The sequence below is a fragment of the Cupriavidus sp. YR651 genome, assembly GCF_900101625.1.
In the GTDB taxonomy this organism is placed as follows: Bacteria; Pseudomonadota; Gammaproteobacteria; order Burkholderiales; family Burkholderiaceae; genus Cupriavidus.
Genome location: NZ_FMYZ01000001.1, coordinates 254,231 through 279,918 on the forward strand (window position 1 = coordinate 254,231; position 25,688 = coordinate 279,918).

At 64.2% G+C, this 25,688-nt stretch carries 22 protein-coding genes and 1 pseudogene; 4 read left to right on the forward strand and 19 right to left on the reverse strand.

All coding sequences use genetic code 11. From position 1 onward, the window contains the following. Positions 1-15: 15 nt before the first annotated feature. From BLR29_RS01100 to ppsA, 3 genes are all read right to left on the reverse strand, one after another. Positions 16-945: an SPFH domain-containing protein gene (locus BLR29_RS01100; RefSeq protein ID WP_092133937.1), complete on the reverse strand. Its 930-nt coding sequence runs from the start codon at positions 943-945 to the stop codon at positions 16-18. Between the two features lie 70 nt (positions 946-1,015). Next, positions 1,016-1,441, reverse strand: coding sequence for an NfeD family protein (locus tag BLR29_RS01105; protein WP_092133939.1), 426 nt, complete (start codon positions 1,439-1,441; stop codon positions 1,016-1,018). Between the two features lie 182 nt (positions 1,442-1,623). Then, the gene (gene ppsA / locus BLR29_RS01110) at positions 1,624-4,008 is read right to left on the reverse strand and encodes a phosphoenolpyruvate synthase (protein ID WP_092133941.1); all 2,385 of its coding nucleotides are present in this window, start codon (positions 4,006-4,008) and stop codon (positions 1,624-1,626) included. Between the two features lie 260 nt (positions 4,009-4,268). On the opposite strand from ppsA, the gene BLR29_RS01115 reads away from it, so the two are divergent. After that, positions 4,269-5,195, forward strand: coding sequence for a posphoenolpyruvate synthetase regulatory kinase/phosphorylase PpsR (locus tag BLR29_RS01115; RefSeq protein ID WP_092133943.1), 927 nt, complete (start codon positions 4,269-4,271; stop codon positions 5,193-5,195). Positions 5,196-5,340: 145 nt separating this feature from the next. Here BLR29_RS01115 and BLR29_RS01120 read toward each other — a convergent pair whose 3' ends face one another. From BLR29_RS01120 to rpsB, 16 genes are all read right to left on the reverse strand, one after another. After that, positions 5,341-6,120: a TrmH family RNA methyltransferase gene (locus BLR29_RS01120; RefSeq protein ID WP_092133944.1), complete on the reverse strand. Its 780-nt coding sequence runs from the start codon at positions 6,118-6,120 to the stop codon at positions 5,341-5,343. A 9-nt stretch (positions 6,121-6,129) separates the two neighbouring features. Beyond that, positions 6,130-6,792 carry a ribonuclease HII gene (gene rnhB, locus BLR29_RS01125; RefSeq protein WP_092133946.1) on the reverse strand — a complete coding sequence of 221 codons (663 nt, stop codon included), beginning with the start codon at positions 6,790-6,792 and terminating at the stop codon, positions 6,130-6,132. Then, positions 6,792-8,000 (reverse strand): lipid-A-disaccharide synthase, encoded by a 1,209-nt coding sequence (lpxB, locus tag BLR29_RS01130; protein WP_092135354.1) that lies wholly within the window; start codon positions 7,998-8,000, stop codon positions 6,792-6,794. Before lpxB ends, rnhB begins: the two co-directional genes overlap by 1 nt. 13 nt (positions 8,001-8,013) lie before the next feature. Next, positions 8,014-8,817: an acyl-ACP--UDP-N-acetylglucosamine O-acyltransferase gene (gene lpxA / locus BLR29_RS01135; RefSeq protein WP_092133947.1), complete on the reverse strand. Its 804-nt coding sequence runs from the start codon at positions 8,815-8,817 to the stop codon at positions 8,014-8,016. Between the two features lie 70 nt (positions 8,818-8,887). Then, on the reverse strand, positions 8,888-9,340 hold the full coding sequence (fabZ, locus tag BLR29_RS01140) for a 3-hydroxyacyl-ACP dehydratase FabZ (protein ID WP_092133949.1): 453 nt from the start codon (positions 9,338-9,340) through the stop codon (positions 8,888-8,890). Beyond that, positions 9,337-10,443, reverse strand: a complete 1,107-nt coding sequence (gene lpxD, locus BLR29_RS01145; protein WP_092133951.1) for a UDP-3-O-(3-hydroxymyristoyl)glucosamine N-acyltransferase — start codon at positions 10,441-10,443, stop codon at positions 9,337-9,339. Before lpxD ends, fabZ begins: the two co-directional genes overlap by 4 nt. 50 nt (positions 10,444-10,493) lie before the next feature. After that, on the reverse strand, positions 10,494-11,027 hold the full coding sequence (locus BLR29_RS01150; RefSeq protein ID WP_092133953.1) for an OmpH/Skp family outer membrane protein: 534 nt from the start codon (positions 11,025-11,027) through the stop codon (positions 10,494-10,496). A 21-nt stretch (positions 11,028-11,048) separates the two neighbouring features. Continuing rightward, positions 11,049-13,358, reverse strand: coding sequence for an outer membrane protein assembly factor BamA (gene bamA, locus BLR29_RS01155; protein ID WP_092133955.1), 2,310 nt, complete (start codon positions 13,356-13,358; stop codon positions 11,049-11,051). 160 nt (positions 13,359-13,518) lie between these two features. Continuing rightward, a complete protein-coding gene (gene rseP / locus BLR29_RS01160) occupies positions 13,519-14,922 on the reverse strand; it encodes an RIP metalloprotease RseP (protein ID WP_092133956.1) in 1,404 nt (467 codons plus the stop codon). A gap of 41 nt (positions 14,923-14,963) precedes the next feature. After that, positions 14,964-16,142, reverse strand: a complete 1,179-nt coding sequence (gene ispC, locus BLR29_RS01165) for a 1-deoxy-D-xylulose-5-phosphate reductoisomerase (protein WP_092133957.1) — start codon at positions 16,140-16,142, stop codon at positions 14,964-14,966. 28 nt (positions 16,143-16,170) lie between these two features. After that, on the reverse strand, positions 16,171-16,992 hold the full coding sequence (locus BLR29_RS01170) for a phosphatidate cytidylyltransferase (protein WP_092133959.1): 822 nt from the start codon (positions 16,990-16,992) through the stop codon (positions 16,171-16,173). 45 nt (positions 16,993-17,037) lie between these two features. Continuing rightward, positions 17,038-17,808, reverse strand: coding sequence for an isoprenyl transferase (locus tag BLR29_RS01175; RefSeq protein ID WP_092133961.1), 771 nt, complete (start codon positions 17,806-17,808; stop codon positions 17,038-17,040). 48 nt (positions 17,809-17,856) lie between these two features. Continuing rightward, a complete protein-coding gene (gene frr / locus BLR29_RS01180) occupies positions 17,857-18,417 on the reverse strand; it encodes a ribosome recycling factor (RefSeq protein WP_092133963.1) in 561 nt (186 codons plus the stop codon). 108 nt (positions 18,418-18,525) lie between these two features. Continuing rightward, entirely contained in the window at positions 18,526-19,236 is a 711-nt protein-coding gene (pyrH, locus tag BLR29_RS01185) for a UMP kinase (protein ID WP_092133965.1), read from the reverse strand. 318 nt (positions 19,237-19,554) lie between these two features. After that, positions 19,555-20,433 carry a translation elongation factor Ts gene (gene tsf / locus BLR29_RS01190; RefSeq protein WP_092133967.1) on the reverse strand — a complete coding sequence of 293 codons (879 nt, stop codon included), beginning with the start codon at positions 20,431-20,433 and terminating at the stop codon, positions 19,555-19,557. 229 nt (positions 20,434-20,662) lie between these two features. After that, the gene (rpsB, locus tag BLR29_RS01195; protein WP_092133969.1) at positions 20,663-21,406 is read right to left on the reverse strand and encodes a 30S ribosomal protein S2; all 744 of its coding nucleotides are present in this window, start codon (positions 21,404-21,406) and stop codon (positions 20,663-20,665) included. A gap of 382 nt (positions 21,407-21,788) precedes the next feature. Here rpsB and map point away from each other — a divergent pair, with 382 nt between their 5' ends. From map to BLR29_RS01210, 3 genes and pseudogenes are all read left to right on the forward strand, one after another. Then, on the forward strand, positions 21,789-22,607 hold the full coding sequence (gene map, locus BLR29_RS01200; protein WP_092133971.1) for a type I methionyl aminopeptidase: 819 nt from the start codon (positions 21,789-21,791) through the stop codon (positions 22,605-22,607). A 79-nt stretch (positions 22,608-22,686) separates the two neighbouring features. Continuing rightward, complete coding sequence (locus tag BLR29_RS01205; protein ID WP_092133973.1) at positions 22,687-25,260, forward strand: [protein-PII] uridylyltransferase; 2,574 nt, start codon at positions 22,687-22,689, stop codon at positions 25,258-25,260. Between the two features lie 27 nt (positions 25,261-25,287). Next, positions 25,288-25,688 (forward strand): annotated as a pseudogene (locus BLR29_RS01210) (16S rRNA pseudouridylate synthase); the annotation flags it as partial.

Below are 25,688 nucleotides of genomic sequence, written 5' to 3' on the forward strand. Positions count from 1 at the left end.
GGGCGGATATTGCCGTCAGGCGGCCTTCTGCCCTTTTACGATCTGGAGCGCGGACGCAATCATCGAACTCATCTCCCCGAGATTGCCCGGCACGATCAGCGTATTGCCCTGCTTGGCCAGATTGCCAAACGCCGCCACATACTCCTCGGCCACCTTCAGGTTGACGGCCTCGGAGCCGCCCTCCCCCCGAATGGCGTGGCCGATCTTCGCAATCGCCTGCGCATTGGCTTCCGCCACGGCGAGGATCGCCGAAGCTTCCCCCTGGGCCTTGTTGATGGCCGCCTGTCTTTCGCCTTCCGATTTCTGGATCGCCGCCTCGCGCGCACCCGACGCAAGATTGATCTGCTCCTGACGCTTGCCTTCCGACGCCGCAATCAGCGCGCGCTTTTCACGTTCGGCGGTGATCTGCGCCTGCATGGCGTGCAGGATCTCCTTGGGCGGCGTCAGGTCCTTGATTTCATAGCGCAACACCTTCACGCCCCAGTTGGCCGCCGCCTCATCGAGCGCATTGACCACGCTGTGGTTGATGAACTCACGCTCCTCGAAGGTCTTGTCCAGCTCGAGCTTGCCGATCACAGACCGCAGCGTGGTCTGCGACAACTGCGTGATGGCCACCACGAAATTGCTCGACCCGTAGGACGCCTTCATCGGGTCCGTCACCTGGAAGTACAGCACGCCGTCCACCTGCAATTGCGTGTTGTCCTTGGTGATGCAGACCTGGCTCGGCACGTCCAGCGGAATCTCCTTGAGGATGTGCTTGTAGGCGACCCGATCGACGAACGGCACCACGATCGACAGACCCGGCGTCAGCGTTGCGTGATAGCGCCCGAGCCGCTCAAGCACCCATGCATGCTGCTGCGGGACGATCTTGATGCCCTTGGCGATCAGTACGATGGCGCCGATGAGCAGGATTAGCGGAAACAAGCCAAGCTGGTACGCAAGCATGTACAACTCCCCTCAAGAAGGAAACGGCAAACGACAAGAATGTTGGAAACGCTGGCAGAGGATGCCCGGCTCAGCGCGGCGAGACGATCAGCGTGGCGCCACGGATCTCGACGATGCGGAATCGCCCTGGCACTGGCTCGCTGCCGGAGACCAGTTCCACGGTCCAATCGGCCCCACGATATGGCACGCGGGCGCGCCGGTAGCTGTCCCAGCCCGGCACTTCCAGCTCCTGGCCAATATCGAGATTGACGTCGGGATTGGTCGACGCCTCGCTCCGGCGCAGCTTGCCGAAACGCGTCCGGCGCAGCCCGACGATGCATGCGATGGCCACCAGCGCCGCGGTCACGGTCTGGATGGGCACCACGGCCCCCATTAGTGCCGCAACGCCGCCCGCGACCACGCCGACTGCGATCATCAGCAGATAGAAAGTCCCCGTCGCCATCTCCGCGATCACCAGCACGACCGCGGCGGCAAACCAAAGGTAGTACGACGCCATCCCGCTCCTTTCGTCCAGAAACAAGACATCCGGCCAATAAAAAACCCCCGCGACACGCTTAAGGCGTCTGCGGGGGCAGATGGAACACCTGCCGCAGGGCCGGTGCCGCGCGGCGCACCGACCAGGTCGGGCGCCGCCTTGGGATGAAGCTATTGTGACGCGAAATGCCTTGGGAAGCCAGATCAGGAAGCCAGCTGTTGCCAGGTTTCCACCACGGAGTCCGGATTCAGCGAAATCGACTTGATGCCTTCCTTGGCCAGCCAGGCGGCGAAGTCCGGATGGTCCGAGGGGCCCTGGCCGCAGATGCCGACGTACTTGTCCAGGCGCAGCGCCGTGGAAATGGCGCGTTGCAGCATGAAGCGGACGGCAGGGTCGCGCTCGTCGAAGTCCCGGGCCAGCAGTTCCATGCCGGAATCGCGATCCAGACCCAGCGTGAGCTGCGTCAGGTCGTTCGAGCCGATCGAGAAACCATCGAAATACTGCAGGAACTCCTCGGCCAGGATGGCGTTGGACGGCACTTCGCACATCATGATGATGCGCAGGCCGTTCTCGCCACGCTTCAGGCCGTGCTTGGCCAGCAGCTCGATGACCTTTGCCGCCTGACCCAGCGTCCGCACGAACGGCACCATGATCTCGACATTGGTCAGGCCCATTTCGTCGCGCACGCGCTTCATGGCCTTGCATTCCATCTCGAACGCTTCGGCGAAGTCGTCGGCGATATAGCGCGAGGCGCCGCGGAAGCCCAGCATCGGGTTTTCCTCGTCCGGCTCATAGCGCGAGCCGCCGATCAGCTTCTTGTACTCGTTCGACTTGAAGTCCGACAGACGCACGATCACGGGCTTCGGATAGAACGCCGCGCCGATCGTCGCGATGCCTTCGGCCAGCTTGTCCACGTAGAACGCGCGCGGGCTGGCATGGCCACGGGCCACCGATTCGACGGCCTTCTTCAGGTCCCCATCGACCTGCGGATAGTCGAGGATCGCCTTCGGGTGGACGCCGATGTTGTTGTTGATGATGAACTCGAGGCGGGCCAGGCCCACGCCGTGATTCGGGATCTGCGCGAAGTCGAACGCAAGCTGCGGATTGCCCACGTTCATCATGATCTTGGTCTCGATCTCCGGCATTTCGCCGCGCTGGACCTCGGTCACTTCGGTCTCGAGCAGACCGTCATAGATGCGGCCTTCGTCGCCCTCGGCGCACGACACCGTCACCAGCGTGCCGTCCTTGAGCAAATCGGTCGCATCGCCGCAACCCACCACGGCCGGCACGCCCAGTTCACGGGCGATGATGGCTGCGTGGCAGGTACGGCCACCCCGGTTGGTCACGATGGCAGCGGCGCGCTTCATCACCGGCTCCCAGTTCGGGTCGGTCATGTCGGCCACCAGCACGTCGCCGGGCTGCACGCGTTCCATCTCGGATGGATCGTTGATGACGCGCACCGGGCCGGTACCGATCTTCTGGCCGATGGCACGGCCACTGGTCAGCACCGGAGCGGTGCCCTTCAACTTGAAGCGCAGCTCGGCCTTGCCGGCGGCCTGGCTCTTCACCGTTTCCGGACGTGCCTGGAGGATGTAGATCTTGCCGTCCTTGCCGTCCTTGCCCCACTCGATGTCCATCGGACGGGCATAGTGCTTCTCGATGATCATGGCGTACTTCGCCAGCTCGGAGACATCGTCGTCCGTGATCGAGTAACGGTTGCGCAGTTCGGGCGGCACGTCCACGGTCTTCACGCGGCCGGCTTCGCCCGGGCCCGTGAATTCCATCTTGATCAGCTTCGAGCCGATCGAGCGGCGGATGATCGGGTACTTGCCAGCCTGCAGCGTCGGCTTGAAGACGTAGAACTCGTCGGGGTTCACCGCGCCCTGCACCACCGTCTCGCCCAGGCCGTAGCTGGAGGTGATGAAGACCACGTCCGGGAAACCCGATTCCGTATCGATGGTGAACATCACGCCCGATGCGGCCAGGTCCGAACGGACCATGCGCTGCACGCCGGCGGACAGCGCCACCACGTCGTGCGCAAAGCCCTTGTGGACGCGGTAGGAAATGGCGCGGTCGTTGTACAGCGAGGCAAACACGTGCTTGATCTTGTCGAGCACGTCGTCGATGCCGCTGACGTTGAGGTAGGACTCCTGCTGGCCTGCGAACGAAGCGTCGGGCAAGTCTTCCGCGGTGGCGGACGAACGCACGGCGAACGAGGCCTCGGCGCCTTCGCGTGCGGACACGCGGGCGTAGTGGTCACGGATCTCCTGCTCCAGGCGCGGCTGGAACGGGGCGGCGGCCACCCAGCCGCGGATCTCGGCGCCGGCTTCCGCCAGGGCCTTCACGTCGTCGACGTCAAGCGTCTTCAGGCGTTCGGAAATGCGGGCGGTCAGGTTGTTGTGCTGCAGGAAGTCGCGGAACGCCAGCGAGGTCGTGGCGAAACCACCGGGAACGCGGACGCCGGCCTCTGCCAGCTGGGAGATCATCTCCCCCAGCGAAGAGTTCTTGCCGCCGACGATTTCCACGTCATGCATGCGCAACTGCTCGAACGGCAGCACATAGGCGCCGTTATCTGCCTGGTTGGTCATAAAAGCCTCAAAACAAAGTAAGAAATCTTTTGCACCGACCGGTATGTTGTTGGCGTTCTGTTCCCGGTGGATCGCTTGGCTAAGCATTCCCTGAGTTTGCCGTCGGAAGGGTCCTATGCTGCGGCGCACATTGTCAACAATCCCACCGCAGATCGTTGCCCCGTCGACGTCGGCTGAATTGCTTAGCCAAAAGATCGCCGCTATTCTACCGTGCCGCACCGCACTTCCGCGCAGAGGCGGCTTCAAATAATTGATCAGACATGTCCCTCCCCGAAGCGCCTGATGCGTCGCAACCGGCGCATGCGCCCGGCACGACAACCGTCCCGGCCACTCAGACTCCGGCAGCCACCCCTGCCAGCGCCGATCGCCCTGCCGTACGTACGGTTTTTATCGTTTCCGATGGCACCGGCATCACGGCGGAAACGTTCAGCCATTCGATCCTGGCGCAATTCGAAATGCGTTTTCGGAAGGTTCGGATGCCGTTCGTCGATACGCCGGAAAAGGCACATGTCGCCGTGGGCAAGATCAATGAGGCGTTCTACAACGAGGGCGCGCCACCCATCGTATTCACCACGCTGGTCAACGCCGAATCGAACAAGGCCATGCGGCGGGCGAAGGGGATGATCCTGGACATGTTCCAGACCTTCATCGAACCGCTGGAAAAGGAACTGGGCCTCAAGTCCACGCATGCCATCGGCCGCTTCCACCAGAACGCGGACACGGAGGCCTACAAGAACCGGATCGAGGCCATCAACTTCTCGCTGGCCCACGACGACGGCCAGTCGCACAAGAACCTGGAAGAAGCTGACGTGATCCTGGTGGGCGTGTCGCGCAGCGGCAAGACCCCGACCAGCCTCTACCTGGCCATGCAGTATGGACTGAAGGCCGCCAATTACCCGCTGATCCCGGATGATTTCGAGCGCGGGCGGCTACCGTCGGCGCTCTATGCGTTCAAACCGAAGATTTTTGGCTTGTCGATCGATCCGCACCGCCTGACCGAGATCCGCAACGAGCGGCGCCCGGGCAGCAAATATGCGGCACTGGAGAACTGCCGCTACGAGGTCAATGAAGCGGAGGCGATGATGCGCCGCGAAGGCATCAAGTGGCTGTCTTCGACGCACAAGTCCATCGAAGAGATCGCGACGACCATCCTGCAGGAGATCAAGGTCGACCGCGACAACTACTAGCATTTTGAGAATCGTCCCGTGGCCCGGTGGTGGCTACGGGCGCAGCATTGTGTGGTCAAGACTTGCCGCAGGACCGATGACCGCAATGACCGCACGCCACCAGATTTGCCACGGATCGGGCGGCACGACGACCGCCCCGGCGGCGCTACGCGCGCCGCTGGCGAATCGCTTCAAACAGGCACACGGCCGTCGCCGCCGCCACGTTCAGCGATTCCAGCCCGCCAGGCTGCGGGATGCCCACGGTGCGCGATACACGCGCCATCCATGCCTCGCTGACGCCAGCACCTTCGTTGCCGACCACCCATCCGACAGGCTCGCGCAGATCGGTGTCGAACACAGCGGCATCCGCGTGGGATGACGTCGCCAGCAACGGCACCGCCAGACGGCTCTCCAGCATCTCCAGCGAACAATGCTCGACGATATTGAGATGGAAGTTCGCGCCCATGCCGGCGCGCAGCGTCTTGACCGACCATGCGAACGCACAGCCAGTTGTCAGGAACGCGTGCGGAATCCCGGCTGCGGCGGCACTACGCAGGATCGAGCCCACGTTGCCGGCATCCTGAACGCCATCGAGGATGACGCAATCGGTGTCGATCTTCGACGGCAGGTGGCCCGCCGGCGTGTCAACCACCAGCATCAGGTCGACGCCATTCACCACACTGCTGATCTGCGTGAACAGCGCGTCGGCCAGCACGACCACCCTGTCGGGATCGACCTGGTCCAGCAGCGAACGTACCTCGGCATGGTCGTAGTGCCGTTCACCCACCACGCAACTGGCAGGCTGCCCCAGCGCGGCAATGTACGCCTGCGCCAGGTGAACCCCATCGAGCACGGATTGCCCCGCCTTGCGGCGTTGATGCGTGGAGCCCGTCAGGGCCTTCAGGTGCTTGAACAGCGCGTTGTCGCGCGAGGTGACGTGCTTCAAGGAAGTGTCTCAGAAAGGCAGTGCGTCGCGCTCCAGCACCACGCGAACCGGTGCGAACGACCGGCGGTGATGCGGCGTGGCACCGAACTGCTCCAGCGCAGCAAGATGTTGAGGCGTGGGATAGCCGACGTGTTTGTCGAACCCGTACTGCGGATACTCCCCATGCAGGGCGTGAAGTTCGCGATCCCGCGCCACCTTGGCCAGGATCGATGCCGCGGAGATGGCGCGAATCTTCGCATCGCCCTTTACGATGGCTTCCACGGGATACGGGACCTGCGGGCAGCGGTTGCCGTCCACCTGAACAAGGTCGGGTATGACGCCGCTGGCCGCCAGGCCCGCAACCGCCCGCTGCATCGCCAGCATCGAGGCGTGAAGGATATTGAGCGAATCGATTTCGGCGACGGATGCCGAGGCGATATGCCAGCCGAGTGCGCGCTCGCAGATGCGTTCGAAGAGCACTTCGCGCTTGTCGGCAGTCAGAATCTTGGAGTCGGCCAGGCCCCGGATCTGGCGATCCGGGTTGAGCACCACCGCGGCCGCGTAGACCGGGCCGGCCAGCGGCCCACGCCCCGCCTCGTCCACGCCGCACAGGCGCTGGACCACGGCGACTGTCTGCGTCAGCTCCAGGCCCAGTTGCGGAGACGGTGTCGTATCGGCTTTCGTGCGGGCCATCAGCGCACTCCTCGCCCGTGCATGAGTTCGACCACAACGCCGGCAGCCAGGTTGGCGGTATCGCGTTTCAGAGTCTCGTGCATGGTAGTGAAATGCTCGCGCAGGAAGGCAATATTGCCTTCGTCGTTGAGCTGCAGCAGCGTCTCGCGCGCCAACGCCTCGGGCGTGGCATCGTCCTGCAGCAACTCGGGCACGACAAAACGGCCTGAGAGAATATTAGGCAGTCCCACGTAAGGCAGATAGCCCTGCCGTTTCATGATCTGCGCCGTCAGCCAGGGCACCTTGTAAGAAATCACCATTGGCTTCTTGTACAGCGCCGCTTCAAGCGTCGCCGTGCCGCTGGCCAGCAGCACCACGTCGGCAGACTCCATGGCCAGATGCGAATGACCCTCCACGATCGTCAGGTCGATTTCCGGATACTGGGCGTGGAGTGCTTCGACGATCGCACGCAGCGGCGCGCTGGCGGCGGGGAGCACGAAAGCCAGGTTGCCGTCCATGCGGTGCATGCGATCCATGGCCGCGAAGAAGGTGGCACCGAGGTTGCGCACCTCGGACTGACGGCTTCCCGGCAAGACAGCCACAATCCGCTTGCCGTCCGGAAGGCCCAGCTTTTCGCGCGCGCCTGCGACGTCGGGCACCATCGGGATCACATCGGCCAGCGGATGGCCGACATAGGTCGCGGGGATGCCAGCCTTCGCGTAGATCTCCGGCTCGAACGGGAACAGGCAGAGGATATGGTCGACGGCGCGCGCAATCGTGCGGATGCGGCCACCCCGCCAGGCCCATATCGATGGACTGACGAAATGCACGACCGGAATACCTGCACGGCGCAGCGGCACCTCCAGCCCGAAATTGAAATCGGGTGCATCCACGCCGATAAAGCACAGCGGTGGTTGCGCCAGCAGCTTGTCTCGGACCGCCCGGCGCGTAGCCAGGATTTCCCGCAAGGAGCCCAGGACTTCGACGTAGCCGTTGACGGACAGCGTCTCCATTGGCCAGTGGGAAACAAAGCCCTGCGCCATCATTCGGCGGCCACCAATCCCGGCAAAGTCCACGGACTCGCCCAGCCGTGCGTGGAGCCCTTCCAGCAGCAGCGATGCCAGCAAGTCGCCCGAGGCTTCCCCGGCGACCATGGCGATCGTGCCGCGTTTGTTCACGTCCATTCCCGCGACAGCGGGCAGTTCGGCCTGCACTGCGGCGTCGACCATGTCCAACCGGGCTTCAGCGAACAATGCCGCGCTGCGTGGCGGCCAGGAAGTCCACGAAGGCGCGCAGCGGCACGCCGGTGGCAGTGTCGAACTGGGCCAGCAACGCGGCAATCTCGTTGCGCGCGTCGTCAAAACTCAGGTCGGACTTGTACAGCAGTTTGTAGGCCTGGCGAAGCGCGGCGATCTGGCCCGCGTCAAAGCCGCGGCGACGCAGCCCTTCCACGTTGATGCCATGAGGCGTGGCCTTGTTGCCGTTCTTGTCGCTGGCCGCGATCACGAACGGCGGCACGTCCTGCACGAGTGCCGAGGCACCGCCGAGCATGGCATGCGCGCCGATGCGCACGAACTGGTGCACACCGCTCATGCCGCCCAGGATGGCCCAGTCGCCCACTTCCACGTGGCCGGCGATCTGCGCATTGCTGGAGAACACCGTGTTGTTGCCCACACGGCAGTCGTGTGCGATGTGCACGTAGGCCATGATCCAGTTGTCATTGCCCAGGCTGGTCACGCCGCGATCCTGCACCGTACCGGTATGGATCGTCGTAAATTCACGAATCGTGTTGCGATCGCCAATTTCGAGCCGCGTCGGCTCGTTGGCGTACTTCATGTCCTGCGGCACACCGCCCACCGATGCGTACGGGCCGATGCGGTTGCCCTCGCCGATGCTGGTGTGGCCTTCGACGGTGGTATGCGAGCCGATCCGGGTGCCGCTGCCAATCCGCACATTCGGGCCGACGATGGAAAACGGGCCGACGGTAACATCGGCGGCCAGTTCTGCCTTCGGATCGACCAGTGCGGTGGGATGGATTTGCGTCATACGTCCTGTCCTGTGGTGTGTGGTCTGTAGAGAGTCCCGCGGCCAGGCGCGGGGACGGGCTCGGCAGCGGTCAGCCTTCGGCCTGCTTCACCGTGCACATCAGCTCGGCTTCACACGCCACTTCGCCGTCGACGGTGGCGCTGGCCTTGAACTTCCAGATGCCGCGAATGTAGCGCTCCACGGTCACGTTCAGATGCAACTGGTCGCCCGGGTACACCACGCGCTTGAAACGTGCGCCATCGATGCCCACGAAGTAATACAGCGCGCCTTCCTTGCGCTCCATATCGGCGCCGAAGGTCAGCAAGCCGGCCGACTGCGCCAGCGCTTCCAGAATCATGACGCCCGGCATCACCGGCTGGTCCGGGAAATGCCCCATGAAGTACGGTTCGTTGATCGTGACGTTCTTCAGGGTCTTGATCCGCTTTTGCGGTTCGAACTCGAGCACGCGGTCGACCAACAGGATCGGATACCGATGCGGCAGCAGCTTCAGGATCTTGCGGATGTCGATGTCGGAGGCGGTCATGATGATTTCTCTTCGTCTTGTTTGCTATTGGACCCGGCGAATTCGCCGCGCAGGCGGCGCTCCAGTTGCACCACGCGGTCGCGCAGCTTGCTCAGCCCGCGCACGATGGCCGCATTGCGCTCCCATTCGCCATGCGTCGTGAACGGAAACACGCTGGTGTAATGCCCACCGGGTTTGGTAATCGATTTGGTAATCGATGTGCCGCCGGACACTGTGGTCCGGTCGGCGATATTCAAATGGCCAGAAAAATTGGCCGCGCCCCCGATCACGCAGAATTTGCCGATCTTCGTGCTGCCCGATACCGCGGCCGTGCCGGCAATCACCGTATGGGCGCCCACGTGCACGTTGTGCGCGATCTGCACCTGGTTGTCGATCTTGCAACCGTCCTCGATCACCGTATCGGCCATCGCACCACGGTCGACGGCCGTATTGGCGCCGATCTCCACGTCATTGCCGAGCACCGCACGGCCCACCTGCGGGATCTTGACGTATTCGACTCCGGCCGGCCCGATATCGGGCGCAAAGCCAAAGCCGTCGGCGCCAATCACCGCCCCGCTGTGCAGGATGTTGCGCGCACCCACCACGCAACGATGATAGACAGAAACATTGGCGTAGATGAGCGTATCTTCGCCGATCTGCGCGCCTGCGCCGATAAAGGCATTTGCCAGGATCCGCACGCGCTCGCCCAGTTGCGCACCGGCCTCGATCACCACATTGGGACCAATGAAGCAGGAGGCCGGCACCACGGCGTCCGCGGCCACGCTGGCGCGCGGATCGATGCCAACGCGCGGATCGGCATTGGCTTCGCGGTCGAAACGCTGGGCCACGCGAGCAAAGCAGACGTACGGGTTGCGTGCCACAAGCCAGTTACGGCCATCGGCGTGCCCTTCGGCGCGAATACGCTCGAGGTCGGCAGGCGACACGATGACGGCACCGGCCCCCGAGGCCAACGCCTGTGGCAAGTACAGCGGATTGGACAGGAAAGACAGGTCGCCGGGGCCGGCCTGGTCGAGCGGTGCCAGACCGCTCACGGCCAGGTCGGGATCACCCACAACCTGCACGCCGTTCTCGGTGGCGAGCTGACCCAGTGTGGGTGTCTGCATGGCGGTACTTCCTTGAAGATCGAAACAGCGGCGAACGAAAGGCGCGCCGCTTACTTGCCCGTGCTTCCGGCGTTCAACGCCTTCATCACGTCATCGGTAATGTCGATGCGCGGATTCACGTAGACCGCTTCCTGCACGATCAGGTCGTACTTGCGCTGCTCGGCCAGTTGGCGGATCACGCGATTGGCGCGTTCCAGTACCTGGGCCAGCTCCTCGTTCCGGCGCTGGTTCAGGTCTTCACGGAATTCGCGCTGCTTGCGCTGGAATTCGCGATCCAGGTCTGCCACCTCACGCTGGCGGCGCTGGCGATCAGAGTCAGCCAGGACGGCGGTGTCCTTGTCGAGCTTGTCGGCCATGCCCTTGATCTTCTGGGCCATGTCCTGCAGCTCGCGGTCACGCTTGGAAAATTCCTGCTCGAGCTTGACCTGCGCCGCCTTGGCGGGCACCGAGTCACGCAGGATACGTTCCGAGTTGACCGCGGCAATACGAGCCTCCTGAGCCATCGCCGGCGCTGCCGCGCACAGGGCCGCAGCGGCCAGCGCGGCCGCGCTCAGGGATTTCGTCAGTGAAGTATGGAGTTTCATGAAACAAATCCTTTGTGGGGATCAGAACGCAGTACCGATCTGGAACTGGAAGCGCTGGACACGGTCGGTCTCGTCCTTCTTCAGCGGGAAGCCCATGCTGACCTTGAGCGGACCGATCGGCGACAGCCAGGACATACCGAAACCGGTCGAATACTTCAGGTCGCTGACCGTAATCGGCGCGCCTTCCTGGTAGACGTTACCGAAGTCGAAGAACGTGAACAGACGCAGCGTGCGGTCCACGCCCGAACCCGGCAGCGGGAACACGAACTCGACGTTACCGATCAACTTGGATGCGCCGCCAACCGGGTTGCCGTTCTGGTCCTTCGGTCCGAGCGTGCTGGTCTGGTAACCGCGCACCGAACCAATACCACCGGCGTAGAAGTACTTGAATACCGGGAACGGCGTCGCGCCGTAGCCGTGGCCGTACGCCACTTCACCGTTCAGGGCCAGGGTAAAGGCCTTGGACAGCGGGTAGAAATACTGCTGCTGGAAGCTGGCGCGGTAGTACTGGGTGTCGCCGCCCGGTACGCCCACTTCCAGGTTGGCCTGGGTGTACGGACCCTTGGTCGGGATCAGCGCGCTGTCACGACGGTCTCGCGCCCAGCCAATCGTAAACGGGAAGTTGTTGATCGGATCGCCACTGGTCTTGCCAATCTTGTTCAGCCATGCCGTGTACTGGCTCGGCGTGTTGACCGACGTGTAGACCTGCGTGCGTTCGTAGCCGATGCCGAAGAACACCGTGTCGTTCTCGGAGAACGGCACGCCGAACTTGAAGCCACCGCCGGCGGACACGATCTTGTAGTCCTGGTCACCGGTGTAGTACAGCGGACGGGACGTACGGTAGTAGATGTCCGTCGACCGGCTGATGCCGTCCACCGTGAAGTACGGGTCGTACTGCGTCAGCGCGATGGTACGGAACGACTTGGCCGTGTTCACATCCAGGCCCAGGCTGGTACCGGAGCCGAACACGTTGTCCTGGCGCAAGCCGGCCTGCAGCACGAGCTTGTCCGTGGACGAGAAGCCCAGGCCCAGGCTGATCTGGCCGGTCGGCTTTTCGGTCACGTTGACGTTCACATCCACCTGGTCGGGCGCGCCCGGCACGTCTTCGGTGGTGATGTTAGTGTCCGTGAAGTAGCCGGTACGATTGATACGCGCCTGCGATTGCGTCAGCTTTTCGCTGTCGAACCACGAGCTTTCCATCTGGCGCATTTCACGACGCACGACTTCGTCGCGGGTCTTGCTGTTACCGACCACATTCACGCGACGCACATACACGCGGCGGCCCGGGTCCACCATCAGTGTCAGCGCGACTTCGCGCTTTTCCTGGTCAACCTGCGGCTGCGGATTGATCGTCGTGAACGCATAGCCATAGGTACCCAGCAGGTCCGTGATGGCCTTGGTGCTGGCGGTCAGCTTTTCGGACGAGAAGATGTCGCCCTTCTTCAGCTGCAACAGTTTTTCCATCTCCGCCTGCTTGCCCAGCGTTTCACCGGCCAGGTGGATTTCGGACACCTTGTACTGCTCGCCTTCCTTGATGTTCAGCGTCAGGAAGATGTCCTTCTTGTCCGGCGTAATCGAGACCTGCGTGGACTCGATCTGGAACTCCAGGTAACCGCGGTTCAGGTAGTACGAACGCAGCGCTTCCAGGTCAGCAGTCAGTTTCTGCTTCGAGTACAGGTCGTTCTTGGTGTACCAGGACAGCCAGTTCGGCGTGGACAACTGCATCTCATCGCGCAGCGTGCTTTCCTTGAACGCCTTGTTACCGACGATATTGATCTGGCGGATCTTGGCGACCGGACCTTCTTCCACGTTGAACACCACGGACACGCGGTTGCGGTCCACCGGGGTCACAGTGGTCTGCACATCCGCCGCGTAGTAACCGCGCGCCACGTACTGGCGCTTGAGCTCCTGCTCGGCCTTGTCGATCAGGGCCTTGTCGTAGTAACGGGCTTCCGCCACGCCCACGGCACGCAGTGACCGGCGCAGCGTGTCCTTGTCGAATTCCTTGATACCGACGAATTCCAGCTGAGAGATCGCCGGACGCTCTTCCACCTGCACGACCAGCACGCCGTCTTCGGCGCGGATCTGCACGTCCTTGAAGAAACCGGTGTTGTACAGCGCGCGAATGGCATCCGCGCCCTTGTCGTCGGTGAAGGTCTCGCCGACGCGGACAGGGAGGTAACCGAAAACGGTGCCCGGCTCGACGCGCTGCAGGCCTTCAACGCGGATATCCTTGACCACGAACGGATCGGCGGCCCAGCCCGCCGGGCTCCACGCCGCGATAATGGCACTCGTCAGCAGGCCCAGCGAGATGCGCTTATGTCTGATCAATGTTGATCCCCTCTTCCTCTTTGATTCCATGCAGGGTTTTGGCTCCGATGCCGTCCGGGACTACGCCTGACAACGCTGGCAAGGCCGATCCGTCCCGACGGGAAAATGTCCCCCGGGATGCGACCGCCCCCCGCCGACACACGTTTCGGGCTGCGCGAAGCTAGCCGCGCGCAAGAAACAGTCGGCTGACGTCATTGAACAAAGCGAGTGAGGTCAGGAGCAAGATGCACGCGATGCCGACCTTCTGCAGCATCGCTTGCCAGTGGTCTGGTACGGGCCTGCCAGTCAAAAATTCCACGCAATAATACAGCAAATGCCCCCCATCCAGAACCGGAATGGGTAACAAATTGAGCACACCGAGGCTGACGCTGACCAGTGCCAGGAAACTCACGAACGGCTGCCAGCCCAGGTTCGCCGCGCGTCCCGCATAGTCCGCCACGGTCAGCGGACCGCTCAGGTTCTGCAGCGAAGCCTGCCCGACGAGCATCTTGCCGAGCAGCTTCAGGGACAGCGTACTGGTGCTCCAGACCTGGCCTGCAGCGCGCGCCAGCGCCTGCAACGGCGGATAACGCACGATTTCCGTCTCTACAGCCTGGTTCAGCGCCGCCCCGAGCTTGCCGGTCGGGCCAGCGGGCGCGCCCGAGGCATCCTTGGCACCTTCCGCGGCCGGCGCCGAATCCAGCTTCACCGGTACGTCCAGCCGCTGGCCGGCGCGTTCGACGCCCAGCGTCACCGGCTCGCCCGGACGAGCCCGGACGCCGCGAATCAGCTCGCTGGCCTGGGTCAGCGGCTGGCCCTGCCAGGTCACCACGCGGTCCCCGGCCTTCAGGCCGGCGCGCTGCGCCGCCGAATCCGGCACGATCTCGGTGATGGTGACCGGCCCACCCTTCAGGTTCAGCCCCAGCGTGGCCAGCGGGTCCTGGTCCGGATTGCCGCCCGTATTGGGCAGGCGCGACAGCGTGACGTCCCGCTCCACACCGTCGGTACCGCGTACATGCAGCACCGCGCGTGCGTCGCCGAAGCCTTCGGCGAAGACGGCCATGCGCAAATCGTTCCAGGAGCGTACCGCTTCCGTGTGGTCGTTCGCGGTCAGGGACAGGACGCGATCGCCCTCGCGAATGCCGGCTTGCGCAGCCACGCTGCCGGCTACGGGGGCGGCCACCACCGGCACGGGTTCGCGCATACCGCCGGCAAACAGGACCACGTACAGCGCGATGGCCAGCGCAAAGTTGGCCACCGGCCCCGCTGCGACGATCACAAAGCGCTTGCCGACAGGCTGTCGGTTGAAGGCGCGCGGCAGTTCGGCGGGGTCGATCGGCGGATCGACTTCGGGGTCTCGCTCGCGCTCGTCAAGCATCTTCACGTAGCCGCCCAGCGGAATGGCGGCCAGCGTCCACTCGGTGCGGTCACGCCCCTTGCTGACCCAGCGGGCCAGGGGGCGGCCGAAGCCGATGGAGAATCGCAGCACCTTGACCCCGCAGGCGCGCGCGGCAAGGTAGTGACCCATCTCGTGCACGAAAATCAGAATGCACAGGGCGACAATGAACGCGATGACGGTTTGCATGGCAAATCACCCCCTCGAGACCTGGCCCGCGCTGCGATCCATCAGCGGCTGGCCAGACGTGTCAGCAATGCCTGCGCGGCGCGGCGAGCTTCGGCATCGGCCGCCAGGACGCCCTCTAGCGTCCCGACCGAACCGGCGTGCGGAAGTTCGAGGACACCGGCCACCACGCGGGCAATATCGGTAAAGCGGATAGCGCCGCCGAGGAAGGCCTCCACGGCGACCTCGTTGGCCGCATTCAAGACGGCCGGCGCCACGCCACCCGCGCGCAATGCATCAAAGGCTAGTCCCAGGCACGGGAAGCGCTCAAGGTCCGGCGTCTCAAAATGGAGGCCGCCAGCGATTGTCAGGTCCAGCGGCGTCACGCCGGAGTCGATGCGCTCCGGATACGCCATGCCATAGGCGATCGGTGTCCGCATGTCCGGATTGCCAAGCTGCGCCAGCACCGAACCGTCGGCATAGGCCACCATCGAGTGCACGATGCTCTGCGGGTGGATCAGCACTTCGATCTTTTCGGCCGGCGCGCCGAACAGCCAGTGGGCCTCGATCACCTCCAGGCCCTTGTTCATCATCGTCGCCGAATCCACCGAGATCTTGCGGCCCATGACCCATTTCGGATGGGCGCAGGCCTGGTCAGGCGTGATGTCGTGCAACGTGGACGGGTCGCGGGTGCGGAACGGGCCGCCCGACGCCGTCAGCAGCACCTTCGAAACACCCGCCGCGTAGCGCGGATCGCTGGTCGGCAGGCACTGGAAGATGGCGTTGTGTTCGCTGTCGATCGGCAGCAGCGTGGCGCCATGCTCACGCACGGCGTCCATGAATATGGCGCCGGACATCACCAACGATTCCTTGTTGGCCAGCAGCACGCGCTTTCCGGCGCGGGCGGCGGCAAGCGACGAGCGCAGGCCAGCGGCGCCGACGATGGCGGCCATCACTGCATCGGTACCGCTGTCGGCGGCAATCGATTCCAGGGCGGCTTCACCGTGGCTGACTTCGGTCTTCAGGCCGGCGGCGCGCAGCAGCGCCTCCAGCCGGCTGGCGGCCTCGGCCGTTCCGACCACGGCCCGTGCCGGACGGAACTCGACGCACGCGGCGGCCAGCTTGTCGACCTGACGGTGCGCGCTGAGCGCATGCACGGTATAGCGGTCCGGATGTCGACGGACGACGTCGAGCGTGCTTTCGCCGATGGAGCCGGTGGCGCCCAGGATGGTGATACGTTGCATAGACCAGATAACCGAATTCAGATTGTGACTACACCCAGGCCAGCAGCAGGGCCGCCAGTGGGAACACCGGGATCAGGGCGTCGATCCGGTCCAGGACCCCGCCGTGCCCGGGCAGCAGCCGGCTGCTGTCCTTCATGCCGACCTGCCGCTTCAGCAGGGATTCGAACAGGTCGCCGATGATGCTCGCGGCGACCAGCAGCGTGACCAATACCGCCGCCAGACCCAGGCCGCCCTTGTCCGCGATGCGCGAGAACCAGGTCGGTGCGAATGCGTGCGTGGTGGCTAGCGTCAGCGCCACCACCATGACCAGCAACCAGCCACCGATCGCGCCCTCCCAGGATTTCCCCGGGCTGATGCCTGGCGCCAGCTTGCGGCGGCCAATCGCCTTGCCGACAAAATAGGCGCCGATATCGGCCGCCCACACCAGTACCGCAGCCGATAGCAGCACCGCGATGCCGTCGGCACGCAGCACCATCACGGCATGACCAAACGCCGGCAGCATGATGAGCCCCAGGATGGCGCCCAACACCGTGAAGCCGGGCGTGGCCTTGCGTACACCGCGAGCCAGCAGCACCAGCGCCACGCCCCAAGCCACGATGGCGGCCTCGAGCAAGTACGTGACGGCATGGCGCTCGGGCGCGTCATGCCAGGCAATCAGCACCAGCAGGCAGGCCACGGCATAGACATAAGGCCACGCGCGACGCAGGCCGATCAGCCGGCCAAACTCCCATCCGCCAAGCAACACGATCACCGCCACCAGCCCTGCGAGTGCCGCCGGCGGTGCCAGGAACAGGATCGGCAGGATCAACAGCAACAGGCATACGGCGGTGATGACGCGGGTAAGTAGCATGCGCTGCGGGGTCCCGTGGTGAGTTGGAGGAAAACGAGCCGGGGCTCAGGCCGTGCCGGACAGGCCCGGCGCAAGCAGTTGCGCACTGGTTCGGCCAAACCGTCGCTCGCGCTGCCGGTACGAGGCGAATGCCTTGTCGAGCTCGGCGGCATCGAAATCGGGCCAGTAGGTATCGGTGAAATACAGCTCGGAATAGGCAAGCTGCCACAACAGGAAATTGCTGATGCGCTGCTCACCGCCTGTGCGGATGAACAGGTCGGGCTCCGGCGCGTACGACATGGCCAGGTGCGGCGCCAGCACGGACTCGTCGATCGCGTCCGGATCGAGCATGGGGGACCGCGCCAGCATCTTGCGCATGGCCTGCAGCAGGTCCCAGCGCCCGCCATAGTTGGCGGCGATGGTCACGGTCAGGCCCGTGTTGCCGGCTGTGCGCGCCTCGGCGTCGAGGATGAGCTGCTGGATGCGCGGACTGAACCGCGACAGATCGCCCACCACGCGCACGCGAATGTTGTTGGCGTGCATCTTGATCACCTCGCGGCGCAAGGCGGTCATGAACAGGCGCATCAGGAACGAAACCTCGTCCGCCGGGCGGCGCCAGTTCTCGGAACTGAAGGCGAACAGGGTCAGGAACTGCACGCCGCGCGCGGCACAAGCCTCCACCACCGCCCGTACCGCGTCCAGGCCGCGGGAGTGGCCCGCGACGCGGGGCAGATGACGCTGGGTCGCCCAGCGGCCGTTGCCATCCATGATGATGGCAACGTGGCGGGGCACATAGCTGGTATCGGGAACGCCTAGCGTCGAACTGATGTGCTGCATGGGTTGGCGGACGGTGACAGCATCCGGCGGACAGGCCGCCGGGCGCCATCACACCGTCATGATCTCCTTCTCTTTCTCGGCGACGAGCTTCTCGATCTCGGCGACGAACTTGTCCGTCAACTTCTGGACTTCGTCCTGGCCGCGGCGCTCGTCATCCTCGGAAATGGTCTTGTCCTTGACCAGCTTCTTGAACTGCTCGTTGGCGTCGCGGCGCAGGTTGCGCACAGCCACCTTGGCACCCTCGGCCTCGCTCTTGACGACCTTGGTCAGTTCCTTGCGGCGCTCTTCCGTCAGCGCGGGCATCGGCACACGGATCACTTCACCCATGGTGGCCGGATTCAGGCCCAGGTCCGCGTCGCGGATGGCCTTCTCGACGGCGCCAACCATCTTCTTTTCCCACGGCTGCACGCTGATCGTGCGGGCGTCGGCCAGACCGACGTTGGCTACCTGGCTGATGGGCACCATCGAGCCGTAGTAGTCCACCTGGACGTGGTCAAGCAGGCCGGCGTGGGCGCGGCCGGTGCGAATCTTCGCCAGATCGGCCCTGAAGGCTTCGATCGATTTCTGCATTTTCTGCTCGGCGCTCTTCTTTGTGTCGGCGACGGTCATGTTTACCTCCGGAAAACAGCCAGACAGGATCCCGCCGGACGGGATCGAAAATGAATCATTCTACTCTCAGGCCGGGCCGAATCCGCATTGTGACGCGGCCCGCGCCCATCAAACGTGCACCAGCGTACCTTCGTCTTCACCGAGGATCACACGCTTGAGCGCGCCCGGCTTGACGATCGAAAACACCTTGATCGGCAGCTTCTGGTCGCGGCACAGCGCGAACGCGGTGGCATCCATGACCTGAAGGTTGCGGGAAATGGCTTCGTCGAAGGAAATGGTGGTGTAACGGGTAGCGCTCGGGTCCTTCTTGGGGTCGGCGGTATATACACCGTCCACCTTGGTGGCCTTGAGCACGATTTCCGCACCGATTTCCGAGCCGCGGAGTGCGGCGGCGGTATCGGTCGTGAAGAACGGGTTACCCGTGCCGGCGGCGAAAATCACCACCTTGCCCTCTTCCAGCTGACGGATGGCGCGCGGGCGGATGTACGGCTCGACCACCTGGTCCATGCGCAGCGCGGACTGCACACGGCCTTCGATGTTGGCATGGCGCATGGCGTCCTGCAGGGCCAGCGCATTCATCATGGTGGCCAGCATGCCCATGTAGTCGGCCGTGGCACGGTCCATGCCGGCCGCTCCGCCGGCTACGCCGCGGAAAATGTTGCCGCCGCCGATGACTACGGCGACCTGGACGCCCAGCTTAACGATCTCGGCAATGTCATTGACCATGCCCTCGATGGTGGAGCGGTTGATGCCGAAGGCATCGTCGCCCATCAGGGCCTCACCGGACAGTTTCAGAAGGACGCGCTTGTAGGCTGGCATATTCACCCTCGGGCTGGTTCTCGATCGCTCGTATGAACGGATGGATTGGCGCGGGCGGCATACAGCGTGTGGGCTGCACCGGCCGCGCAAGAATTCGGAAATGCGGGACAGCTTGAAGCCGGTTTTCGCCGTCATCTGCCGGCATCGTCCGTCAAAAGACGCACAGAGGCAGGTGACTGCGAAAACTGGCTGACACGGCCGCAGCGGCACGCACATGGCGGCCGCAATTGTGCAGAGGGGCACCTTGCGGCGCCCCTCGGCATTATACGGTGGCAGGGTTGGCTTTCCTCACTGGATGCCGGCCCGGCCACCTGGACATCAGCCCTTCTGGGCGGCAGCCACCTGGGCGGCCACTTCGGCGGCGAAGTCGTCCTGCTTCTTCTCGATGCCTTCACCCACCACGTACAGGGTGAAACCCTTCACGGTCGTGTTGGCAGCCTTCAGCATCTGCTCAACCGTCTGCTTGTCGTTCTTCACGAACGGCTGGTTGAACAGCGACACTTCCTTCAGGTACTTCTGGACCGAACCTTCCACCATCTTGGCGGCGATTTCAGCCGGCTTGCCCGATTCGGCAGCCTTCTGCTCGGCGATGCTGCGCTCCTTGGCGATCAGCTCGGCGGGAACCTGGTCGGCGGACAGCGACACCGGCTTCATGGCGGCCACGTGCATGGCCACGTCCTTGGCGGCGGTCTCGTCGCCGTCGAACTCGACCATCACGCCAATGCGCGTGCCATGCAGGTACGACACCAGCTTGCCGCCGTTGGCGTAACGGGTGAAGCGGCGGATCGTCATGTTCTCGCCAATCTTGCCGATCAGGGCGGCACGGGTGGCTTCCACGGTCACACCGTCGATTTCCAGGGCCGACAGGGCAGCCACGTCGGCCGGGTTCTGCTTGGCCACCAGTTCAGCCACCTTGGCCGTGAAGGCCAGGAAGTCGTCGTTCTTGGAAACGAAGTCGGTTTCGCAGTTCAGCTCGATCAGTGCACCGGTCGTGCCGTCGATGAACGATGCCACCACGCCTTCGGCGGTCACGCGCGAAGCGGCCTTGCTGGCCTTGTTGCCCAGCTTGACGCGCAGCAGCTCTTCAGCCTTTTCCAGGTCGCCGTCGGCCTCGGTCAGGGCCTTCTTGCATTCCATCATCGGCGCGTCGGTCTTCGCGCGCAGTTCTGCAACCATGCTTGCGGTAATTGCCGCCATTTGTCACTCCTTGATTGGTTCGGGCCGTCCGCCCCGCATGTCACACGGGACGGCCGGCCGGTGTCTGATCAACTTCGGTCCGGCTTCACCCGCGGCGGATCGTACCCGCGGCGGATGACAACAAAGTCAGTTTGCAAAAAGGGGGCGCCAGAAGTGCCCCCTTTTATTGTCTTGCCACCGTACGGGCGCCGGCAGCCGGTGTACCCCGGCTTCAGGCGCCCGCGGGCAATCAGCCTTCCTGGACTTCGACGAATTCGTCGCCGCCGCGAGCGGCTTCCACCACTTCCTGCACCGCATTGGCGCGGCCTTCCAGGATGGCGTCAGCCACGCCGCGCACGTACAGGGCCACGGCCTTGCTCGAGTCGTCGTTGCCCGGGATCACGTAGTCGATGCCTTCCGGCGAGTGGTTCGTGTCGACCACGCCGATGACGGGGATGCCCAGCTTGTTGGCTTCGGTCACGGCAATCTTGTGGTAGCCGACGTCCACCACGAAGATGGCGTCAGGCACGCCGCCCATGTCCTTGATGCCGCCGATGGACTTTTCCAGCTTGATCATCTCGCGCTCGAACATCAGCGCTTCCTTCTTGCTCATGGTGTCCAGCGCGCCGGCTTCCTTGGCGGCTTCCATGTCCTTCAGGCGCTTGATCGAGATCTTGACGGTCTTGAAGTTCGTCAGCATGCCGCCGAGCCAGCGGGCGTCGACGTACGGCATGCCAGCGCGGCCGGCTTCCTCAGCCAGGATCTCGCGCGACTGACGCTTGGTACCCACGAAAAGCACGGTGCCGCGATTTGCTGCCAGTTGACGCACGTACTTCATCGCGTCCTGGAACATCGGCAGGGTCTTTTCGAGGTTGATAATGTGGATCTTGTTGCGATGGCCGAAGATGAAGGGGGCCATCTTGGGGTTCCAGAAGCGGGTTTGGTGGCCAAAGTGGCAACCGGCTTCCAGCATTTCGCGCATGGTCACGGACATGAAAGGTGCTCCAATAGGGTTGGGTCTGAAGTCCGCCCCGACATTCCTGAAAAGGAACACCCCGGATGGGCGGACCAGCGATTTACCAAAAAGATTCTTGATGCCGACCCGCCGCCGGCGCACCGCCAGCAAGTCAGCCTTCGATTGTAGCAACAAAGCGGCCCTTCGCTCAAGCCCCGCCGATCGTCTCCCGATGGGCGGTCGCTCCAACGGCCACAGGACCCGGGCCACTACCCGGCCTGTCGATTTTTCGTCCGGCCGCTCGCCCGCAGCCGCCCGTAATTCACTGCTTTCAGGACACGATGGTGCGATAATCCCACTTTGCGAATCGATATCCGGCGCAGCCAGTGGCTGAGCCGTCACTTTTTTCTGGCGAAGCAGCATGAGCATCCACCTGAACACCGCCGAAGACATCGCCCAAATGCGCGTGGCTTGCCGCCTTGCCTCCGAAGTCCTCGACTACATCACCCCGCACGTCAAGCCCGGCGTGACGACCGGCGAACTCGACAAGCTCTGCCACGCCTACATGCGTGACGTGCAAGGCACGGTGCCCGCGCCGCTGAACTATGCGCCCCCCGGCTACCCGCCCTTCCCCGGCGCCATCTGCACCTCGGTCAACGACGTGATCTGCCACGGCATTCCCGGCGACCGCGTGCTGAAGAACGGCGATGTCATCAACCTCGATATCACCGTCATCACCAAGGAAGGCTACTACGGGGACACCAGCCGCATGTTCATCGTGGGCGAGGGCTCGATCCTGGCCAAGCGCCTGGCGCAAATCACCTATGAATGCATGTGGAAGGGCATCCAGCAGGTGCGCAACGGCGCGCGGCTGGGCGATATCGGCCATGCCATCCAGGTGCACGCGGAAGCCGCCGGCTACAGCGTGGTGCGCGAGTACTGCGGCCACGGCATCGGCAAGGTCTTCCACTCCGACCCGCAGGTGCTGCACTACGGCCGCCCCAACACCGGCATGGAAATCAAGAGCGGCATGATCTTCACCGTGGAGCCGATGATCAACGCCGGCAAGCGCGACATCCGTACGATGCCCGACCACTGGACCGTCAAGACGCGCGACCGCAGCCTGTCGGCGCAGTGGGAACACACCGTGCTGGTCACCGATACCGGCTTTGAAGTGTTGACGCTGTCGGCGGGATCGCCGGTGCCGCCGGCCTTTGTCACCGAACCCGTCGCGGCCTGACGTCGCGTCGATCGCCAGGGCGCCGACCGCGGCGCCCTTTCTACTTCCAGCCGTGCCCACGACCCCCATCGCCCAACCCATGGACACCACGCCGGAACTCCTTCTCTGCCAGCGCATCCGCGACAAGCTCAAGGCCGACAAGCAGGCCCTGTTTGCCGAATTCAATGCGCACAACCAGGTCAATCCGCTCGTCACCCGGCTGCGTCGCGCCGTGGATGCCGCCCTGATCGATGCCTGGAGTGGCCTGGAGTTGCCCGCCGACGCCGCACTCGTCGCGGTAGGCGGCTATGGGCGCGGCGAGTTGTTTCCCCATTCGGATGTCGACGTCCTGCTGCTGCTGCGCGCGGAGCCCGACGCGGAGACCGCGGCCAAGCTGGAGCGCTTCATCGGCCTGTGCTGGGACCTCGGCCTGGAGATCGGCTCGTCCGTCCGCACCGTGGACGACTGCATCCGCGAGTCCGCGGCGGACATCACGATCCGCACGTCCTTGCTGGAAGCCCGTCTGCTGACGGGCAACAAGGCACTGTTTGCCGACTTGCGCACACGCTATCAGGCCGACATGGACGCGGCCGACTTCTTCCAGGCCAAGCTGCTGGAAATGCGCCAGCGCCACGCCAAGTACCAGGACACCCCCTACGCGCTGGAGCCCAACTGCAAGGAAAGCCCCGGCGGCCTGCGCGACCTTCAGGTCATCCTGTGGATGACGCAGGCGGCGGGCCTCGGCGACAGCTGGAAGCAACTGTTCGAGCGGGGCCTGCTGACCGAGCGCGAGGCCCAGGAACTGACCCGCAACGACCGCCTGCTGCGCACCATCCGCGCCCGGCTGCACCTGCTGGCGGGCCGGCGCCAGGACGTGCTGGTGTTCGACCTGCAGACCGCGCTGGCGGAATCGTTCGGCTATCGGCAGACCACGCACAAGCGTGCCAGCGAGCAGCTGATGCGCCGCTACTACTGGGCGGCCAAGGCCGTGACGCAGCTGAACAGCGTGCTGCTGCTCAACATCGAGGCCATGCTGTTCCCGAGCGAGTCCAAGGTCACGCGTGTGATCAACGACCGCTTCGTGGAGCGCCAGGGCATGCTGGAAATCACCAGCGACGACCTGTACGAGCGCGATCCGCACGCGATCCTGGAAACGTTCCTGCTTTACGAGCGCACGCCGGGCGTCAAGGGCCTGTCGCCGCGTACGCTGCGCGGCCTCTATAACGCCCGGACGGTCATGGACGCCAGCTGGCGCAACGACCCGGAGAACCGCCGCCTGTTCCTGGCCATCGTGCAGGAACCGCAGGGCATCACGCACGCGCTGCGCCTGATGAACCAGACCAGCGTGCTGGGCCGCTATCTGATCAACTTCCGGCGCATCGTCGGGCAGATGCAGCACGACCTGTTCCACGTCTACACCGTGGACCAGCACATCCTGATGGTGGTGCGCAACATGCGCCGCTTTGCCATCGTCGAGCACACACACGAGTTTCCGTTCTGCAGCCAGCTGATGGCCAGCTTCGACCGGCCATGGGTGCTGTGCGTGGCCGCGCTGTTCCATGACATCGCCAAGGGCCGCGGCGGCGATCACTCCAAGCTCGGCACCGTCGATGCGCGCCGCTTCTGCAAGCAGCATGGCATCTCGCGCGAAGACACCGACCTGATCGCCTGGCTGGTGGAAAACCACCTGACCATGAGCCACGTGGCGCAGAAGCAGGATCTGACCGATCCCGAGGTGGTGAAGTCGTTCGCCAGCGTGGTCGGCAACGAGCGCTACCTGACCGCGCTCTACCTGCTGACCGTGGCCGATATCCGCGGCACCAGCCCGAAGGTCTGGAACGCATGGAAGGGCAAGCTGCTGGAAGATCTGTACCGAATCACGCTGCGCGTGCTCGGCGGCGCGCAACTCGATCCCCACTCGCTCTGGGCCCAGCGCCGCGACGACACCATCGCGCAACTGCGTCTCAAGGCGTTCGACCCGGACCTGGCCAGGCCGCTCTGGGGCAAGCTCGACGTCTCCTTCTTCCTGCGCCATGACGCGCGCGACATCGTCTGGCTGACGCGCCATCTGTTCAACAAGGTGGACAGCGACGCAGCCGTGGTGAAGGCCCGCATCTCGCCAGCCGGCGAAGGCCTGCAGGTGGCGGTCTACGTCAAGGACCAGCCCGACCTGTTCGCACGGATCTGCGGCTACTTCGAGCGCAAGGCGTTCTCGATCCAGGACGCCAAGATCCACACCACGCGCCACGGCTACGCGCTGGACACCTTCCAGGTCACGGACCCGGGCCGGGACGGCGACTACCGGGACATCCTGACCCTCGTCGAACACGAACTGGCGGAGCGTGTGCGGCTGGAGTGCCCGTTGCCGGAGCCGACGCAAGGCCGGCTGTCGCGCCAGTCGCGCAGCTTTCCGATCAAGCCGCGCGTGGACCTGCGGCCCGACGAACGCGGCCAGTATTACCTGCTGTCGCTGTCCGCCAACGACCGCACCGGCCTGCTCTATGCCATTGCCCGTGTACTGGCCAAACACCGCGTGTCCGTGCATTCGGCACGCATCAACACCCTGGGGGAACGCGTCGAAGACGTGTTCCTGGTCGATGGCAGCCGTCTTGCCGCCGACAACCGATTGCAGATTCAGCTTGAACAGGACTTGCTCGAAGCGCTGGCCATCTGATGGCCACGCGTGTCGGGACGCAACGATATGACCGATAGCAAAACGCCCGGCCGCAAGACGCTGGGCATCAAGACCTCCCCCACCACCGACGCACCCCGCAAGGCCACCCGGCCTGTACGCGTGTCGGACCTCAATCGCAAGCGCGTGCAGGATGTGGTGACGGGGATCAAGCAGGCGAAGGAGCGCGCTGGCGAGAAGGCCAAGCGCAAGGCCGTGCCTGCGGAAGGCGCCGCGCGCCCGGAACGATCGACCCGTCCTGCGCGTCCTCGCCCGGCCGATGGCGAGCGGGCGCCGCGCCGCTTCGGCAACGACGACTCACGCCCGCCGCGTCGTTATGGCGACGATGAATCGCGGCCCCCGCGTCCGCGTAGCTTCGGTGACAACGAATCGCGCCCGCCGCGCCGTTATGGCGACGACGAGCGCCGTCC

What these genes read in the sequence shown, in the direction of transcription:
- rnhB (WP_092133946.1), bottom strand. Translation starts at nt 6,792, where the DNA reads ATGGCCCGCACGAAAGCCGATACGACACCGTCTCCGCAACTGGGCCTG.
- rseP (WP_092133956.1), bottom strand. Translation starts at nt 14,922, where the DNA reads ATGCAAACCGTCATCGCGTTCATTGTCGCCCTGTGCATTCTGATTTTC.
- tsf (WP_092133967.1), bottom strand. Translation starts at nt 20,433, where the DNA reads ATGGCGGCAATTACCGCAAGCATGGTTGCAGAACTGCGCGCGAAGACC.
- rpsB (WP_092133969.1), bottom strand. Translation starts at nt 21,406, where the DNA reads ATGTCCGTGACCATGCGCGAAATGCTGGAAGCCGGTTGCCACTTTGGC.
- lpxD (WP_092133951.1), bottom strand. Translation starts at nt 10,443, where the DNA reads ATGCAGACACCCACACTGGGTCAGCTCGCCACCGAGAACGGCGTGCAG.
- BLR29_RS01205 (WP_092133973.1), top strand. Translation starts at nt 22,687, where the DNA reads ATGGACACCACGCCGGAACTCCTTCTCTGCCAGCGCATCCGCGACAAG.
- lpxB (WP_092135354.1), bottom strand. Translation starts at nt 8,000, where the DNA reads ATGGTCGACGCCGCAGTGCAGGCCGAACTGCCCGCTGTCGCGGGAATG.
- BLR29_RS01150 (WP_092133953.1), bottom strand. Translation starts at nt 11,027, where the DNA reads ATGAAACTCCATACTTCACTGACGAAATCCCTGAGCGCGGCCGCGCTG.
- lpxA (WP_092133947.1), bottom strand. Translation starts at nt 8,817, where the DNA reads ATGACGCAAATCCATCCCACCGCACTGGTCGATCCGAAGGCAGAACTG.
- pyrH (WP_092133965.1), bottom strand. Translation starts at nt 19,236, where the DNA reads ATGCCAGCCTACAAGCGCGTCCTTCTGAAACTGTCCGGTGAGGCCCTG.
- BLR29_RS01105 (WP_092133939.1), bottom strand. Translation starts at nt 1,441, where the DNA reads ATGGCGTCGTACTACCTTTGGTTTGCCGCCGCGGTCGTGCTGGTGATC.
- BLR29_RS01115 (WP_092133943.1), top strand. Translation starts at nt 4,269, where the DNA reads ATGTCCCTCCCCGAAGCGCCTGATGCGTCGCAACCGGCGCATGCGCCC.
- frr (WP_092133963.1), bottom strand. Translation starts at nt 18,417, where the DNA reads ATGACCGTCGCCGACACAAAGAAGAGCGCCGAGCAGAAAATGCAGAAA.
- map (WP_092133971.1), top strand. Translation starts at nt 21,789, where the DNA reads ATGAGCATCCACCTGAACACCGCCGAAGACATCGCCCAAATGCGCGTG.
- BLR29_RS01100 (WP_092133937.1), bottom strand. Translation starts at nt 945, where the DNA reads ATGCTTGCGTACCAGCTTGGCTTGTTTCCGCTAATCCTGCTCATCGGC.
- BLR29_RS01170 (WP_092133959.1), bottom strand. Translation starts at nt 16,992, where the DNA reads ATGCTACTTACCCGCGTCATCACCGCCGTATGCCTGTTGCTGTTGATC.
- ppsA (WP_092133941.1), bottom strand. Translation starts at nt 4,008, where the DNA reads ATGACCAACCAGGCAGATAACGGCGCCTATGTGCTGCCGTTCGAGCAG.
- fabZ (WP_092133949.1), bottom strand. Translation starts at nt 9,340, where the DNA reads ATGACCGCCTCCGACATCGACATCCGCAAGATCCTGAAGCTGCTGCCG.
- ispC (WP_092133957.1), bottom strand. Translation starts at nt 16,142, where the DNA reads ATGCAACGTATCACCATCCTGGGCGCCACCGGCTCCATCGGCGAAAGC.
- BLR29_RS01175 (WP_092133961.1), bottom strand. Translation starts at nt 17,808, where the DNA reads ATGCAGCACATCAGTTCGACGCTAGGCGTTCCCGATACCAGCTATGTG.